At 71.5% G+C, this 4,324-nt stretch carries 4 protein-coding genes; 1 reads left to right on the forward strand and 3 read right to left on the reverse strand.

Going from position 1 to position 4,324, the window contains the following annotated elements:
• Nucleotides 1-195: 195 nt before the first annotated feature.
• The 3 genes from KS423_RS39600 to KS423_RS39610 form a co-directional block, all read right to left on the reverse strand.
• Nucleotides 196-984 carry an SDR family NAD(P)-dependent oxidoreductase gene (locus tag KS423_RS39600; protein ID WP_224284572.1) on the reverse strand — a complete coding sequence of 263 codons (789 nt, stop codon included), beginning with the start codon at nt 982-984 and terminating at the stop codon, nt 196-198.
• Nucleotides 985-1,043: 59 nt separating this feature from the next.
• On the reverse strand, nt 1,044-1,862 hold the full coding sequence (locus KS423_RS39605; protein ID WP_224284573.1) for an AfsR/SARP family transcriptional regulator: 819 nt from the start codon (nt 1,860-1,862) through the stop codon (nt 1,044-1,046).
• A gap of 348 nt (nt 1,863-2,210) precedes the next feature.
• The gene (locus KS423_RS39610) at nt 2,211-3,377 is read right to left on the reverse strand and encodes a Rieske 2Fe-2S domain-containing protein (protein WP_224284574.1); all 1,167 of its coding nucleotides are present in this window, start codon (nt 3,375-3,377) and stop codon (nt 2,211-2,213) included.
• Nucleotides 3,378-4,110: 733 nt separating this feature from the next.
• Between KS423_RS39610 and KS423_RS39615 the strand changes: the two genes are divergently transcribed.
• Nucleotides 4,111-4,324 (forward strand): NAD-dependent epimerase/dehydratase family protein (locus KS423_RS39615; protein WP_374120125.1); only part of this gene is annotated, 214 nt, incomplete at its 3' end.

Raw genomic sequence — 4,324 nt, forward strand, 5'->3', positions numbered from 1 at the left:
CGGCCAGTGCGGCACGCGCCGCCCCGGCGTCCAGCGGTCCGGGCGGACGGGCGGCGGGCAGGCACGGCTCGGGCGCGGGGGTGCCGGCCACCAGCAAGGTGACGGGTGCGCTGGAGAACTGACGGTTCGTCATTGCTGATCAGCGGGCACCGGAGCCCTCATCCTTCCCGTGGGCCGGCCAGGATCGCGCCGGGGTTACTGGGTGGCGAGCCCGCCGCAGACGTTCAGTGCCTGGGCGGTGATGCTGGCCGCGGTCGGGCTGGTGAGGTAGCCGGCCAGCGAGGCGACCTCCTCGGGCGTGGTGTAGCGGCCGAGCGGGATGTGCGTCTGGAAGTGCTGGTGGATGGTCTCGGGGGTGGTGTTGTAGGCGGTCGCGTACTCGTGGTGGATCCTGGCGGTGTGCGGGGTCTGGACGTACCCGGGGCAGATGGCGTTGACGGTGGTGCCGGTCGGCGCCAGCTCCTTGGCCAGCGCCCGGGTGAAGCCGATCACGGCGTGCTTGCTCGCGGTGTACGGGGCGCCCAGGGTGACGGCCTGCTTCCCGGCGGTGGACGCGATGTTGATGATCCGCGGGTGGGTGGTGCTGGTGATGTGGCCGTGCCGGAGGGTCTCCCGGGTGACCAGGAAGACCGCGTTGAGGTTGGTGTCGATGACGTCGTACCAGAGGTCGTCGGTGGTGGTGGCGGTCGGGCCGCCGCCGGTGCGTCCGGCGTTGTTGACCAGGACGGTGATCGGGCCGTACTGGGCCACCGCGTGCCGGATCAGTTCGCCGACCTGGCCGGGGTCGCGGACGTCACAGGTGAGGCCGTCGGCCTGGTGGCCCTCGTCGCGCAGGGTGGCGAGGGCCTGGTCGATGTCCCGGGCGGTGCGGGCGCAGATGAAGACACGGTGGCCGCGGCCGCCGAGCTCGCGGGCGATGGCGAGGCCGATGCCGCGGGTACCGCCGGTGATCAGGGCGAGGGGTTTCTCGGGTGCGGTGGTCATGACGCGTCCTGTGGGTGAGGGCTGGGAGAGGTCGGCGGGGACGGCCGTCCGGACGGGGCTCAGGCCGAGTACAGGTTGTAGGTGGTCGGGTGGGCCGTGGTGGGCGTGTTGAGGGTGGGGTCCAGGGTGAGGATCGCGTGTTGGAGGTGCTGGAGGTGCGGGGAGGGCTGGATGCCGAGCTCGGTGGTCAGCCGGTGCCGCAGGTGGTGGTAGGTCGTCAGGGCGCTGGTCTGCCGGCCGGCCCGGTAGAGCGCGACCATGGCCTGGGCGTGCAGGCCCTCGTGGTGCGGGTGCCGGTGGGTCAGGTGGGTGAGCTCGGGGATCAGCTCGTTGTGCCGGCCGAGCCGCAGGTCGGTGTCGATGCGGCGCTCCAGGGTGATCAGCCGGCTCTCCTCCAGGCGCATGATCTCGATGGTGAGGATCGGTCCGGGCCGGACGTCGACCAGGGCGGGGCCGTGCCAGAGCGCCAGGGCCTGGCGGAAGTGGGTGGCGGCCTGGTGGTCCTGGCCGTGGTTGAAGGCGTGCTGGCCCTGGGTGGTCAGCAGGTTGTAGGTGTGGACGTCCAGGTTGTCCGGGTGGGTGGTGAGCTGGTAGCCGCCGTGCCGGGTGGTGAGGATGTCCTTGGCGGTGGTGTGCGGGGTCGGCCCGAGGGCCTGGGTGATCCGGCGGCGCAGTTGCAGGATGTACGTCTGCATCGTGGTGAGCGCCTGTCTGGGTGGGTCGTCGCCCCAGATCTCCTCGATCAGGGTGGCCGTGGGCAGGATCCGGTTCGGGTAGAGCGCGAGGAGGGCGAGGATCTGGCGCTGCTTGGCGGCGGTGGGGGCGACGGAGATGCCGTTGAGGTCGGCGGTCAGGGGGCCGAGGACCCTGAGGTGCATGGCGGTTCTCCTCTCGTGCGGGGGACGGGGACTCGTGGATCCGGTGGACGGGAGCGGTGCGCCGTGGGGACGGCGGCCCTGCTGGTGCGGAAGTGTGTTCGAATCACGGGGATGGTGGGGTGGATGCGTCGCACCCTAGTGGCGGCGAGGGGAGGGGGCCGGATTCCTCAAGTGCCCGTCGAGTGGGGTTCCGGGCGCTCTGGTGAGGGCTTCCGGGCAGGCGGAAGCGGCGGGGCGGCCCGCCGGGAGTGAGGGCCGCCCCGCCGCGTGTGGAACCGGGGGCTACTTGTTCCGCAGGTCGCCCGAGAAGCCGCCGACCGGCAGGGGCAGGCTGCCGTCGGGATCGGCTCAGCCCCGGGTGGCCCCACTGGGTGCCTTGCCGGAGGTCTCCGTTCGGGTGCGGCCCGCGGCGGCGTCGCCGTCGGGTGCGCCCGGGCCGTTGCGGTCGGCGAGCGCGGCCGGCCCCGGAAGGTGCGCCTGGTGGTCCGGCGGGTAGAACTGCCGGGCCCAGTGCCGCATCGCGCCGATCGGCCCGTCGCCCGGGGCGAGCCGGGGCGGGGACGTGTACCGCTTGGTGGACCAGATCGGGAAGTCTGCCGAGGTGAACTCCAGGTTGCGCTTGAACATCGGGCCCGCCAGCAGCCTGGTGACCGCCCGGCTGACCGTCCGGGCGACGGCCGGCGGCAGCCCGGACGGCTCCGACATGACGAAGCGGCTCGCCTGCCGCAACTGCATCCGGCCCGGGGCGACCTGGGTGGCCATGACCAGTGAGCAGATCTCCAGGCCGAGCGAGGGCGTGTGCACGTCGGTGTGCAGGGCGGTGAGACCGTACCCGTCCACGTCCACGTGGACCTCGCGCAGCCCGAGCAGCGGAAAGGTCTCCCGGACGAGCATCGAGATGTGGAAGCCGGTGCCGTCGAACTCGACCGGCGCCACCAACTCGCCCTGCGGCCAGCCGTGCAGGGTGACGAAGTGGCCCAGGTCGAAGGAGTTCTCCATGACGTCCTGGGCGTAGCCGGGCATCTCGAAGGAGGCGTACCGCAGCGGCTGGCGCCCGCCGCCGAGCCGGTGCCAGGCGGGGATCTCCCAGTCCGGCTCCCGGCCGTCGTGGTGGCGCCAGACGAAGACCGCCTCGTTCACCTCGCGCACCGGCAGCGGCGTCAGCGCGGTCTTGGGCGGCGGGGTGCCGTATCCGGTGCGTACGCAGCGGCCCTCGGCGTCGAAGGCGAAGCGGTGGAAGGGGCAGACCAGGTCGTTGCCCTCGACCGTGGCCAGGCCGAGGTGGGCGCCCAGGTGGGGGCAGTACGGGCGGATCGCGCGGAGGCGGCCGTCGCGCAGCCGGTACAGCACGACGTCCTCGCCCGCGAGCTGGCGGGTGAGGACGGTGCCGGGCTTGAGTTCGGCGGAGAAGGCGAGTGCGGACCAGCCGTCGGGATAGGGCAGCGCCGGTGGCAGGGCGACGTCGGCCGCGGTCGGGCGGCTGCTGACGGGGTGGACGTGCTTGGACACGCGCATGAAGACTCCTGTCGGTCTGCCCGGCGCCGCCCCTCCCAGGCGATTAGCGCTCGAACAGAATGGATTTCAGATGCTAGCCATGGATCGGGAGTGCTTGCACGGACAATCTCCCTAACCCATGGCAAGTCTGATGATCGGTCAGAATATTTGCGCAAGGGCTCGACGGGTTCCGGTCACCTGCCTGACCCTGGGGTGCGGGAGCATTCGAGCACCTCGGCAGGGCTCCGGCGGCCGGGCGGGGCCGTACCGGGCGGCGGGCCGCATCCGGAGCGGAGCCGGATCATCCGGACCGGACGGAGTCCCTTCGGGGCCGTACCGTGGGGCGATCGGCAGCGACGAGGGATTCCGGGCTCCCGAAAAGGTGGACATTCGTCGCCGACCGCTCGGTTCATGACCCTCACCGGCCGTTTCCGGGTGAAATTCGCGGCGGTTCCCGCGCACGGTCGAGGAGGGGTCGAGAGGCGCTGGAAAGGGCTTTCGAGTGGGGGTGGGGTGTGTTGTGGTGGGTACCGGGGAGCCCTGGTCGCGGGCGGCTCGACGGCCATGGGCGGGCGGAGCGTCGCTGGTCGGTGACGTAGACGCTCGCGCATGGAACTGAGAGCGGCGGCTATGGATCGTCCGGCCAGGGGGGATTTGAATGGTGCCACGACGACGAACCGATCGGGCGCAACCGGCGCCTTCGACAGATCGGTCTCCGGTGATTCCTTCGAGTCTTGGAATGAGGGTGTTCGTGATGGCTGGTGTGGTGGATCTCGCGGTCGAGTCCGGTGTCGTGCTGGTGGTCGGTGGGACGGGGAAGACGGGTCGCCGGGTGGCGGAGCGGCTGACGGCCCGGGGTTACGAGGTGCGGGTGGGTTCGCGCTCGGGTGCGGTGCCGTTCGACTGGCATGACGAGGGGACGTGGGAGGGGGCGCTGGAGGGTGTGAGCGCGGCGTACCTCACCTACT

Source organism: Streptomyces sp. LS1784 (assembly GCF_020103755.1).
In the GTDB taxonomy this organism is placed as follows: domain Bacteria; phylum Actinomycetota; class Actinomycetes; order Streptomycetales; family Streptomycetaceae; genus Kitasatospora.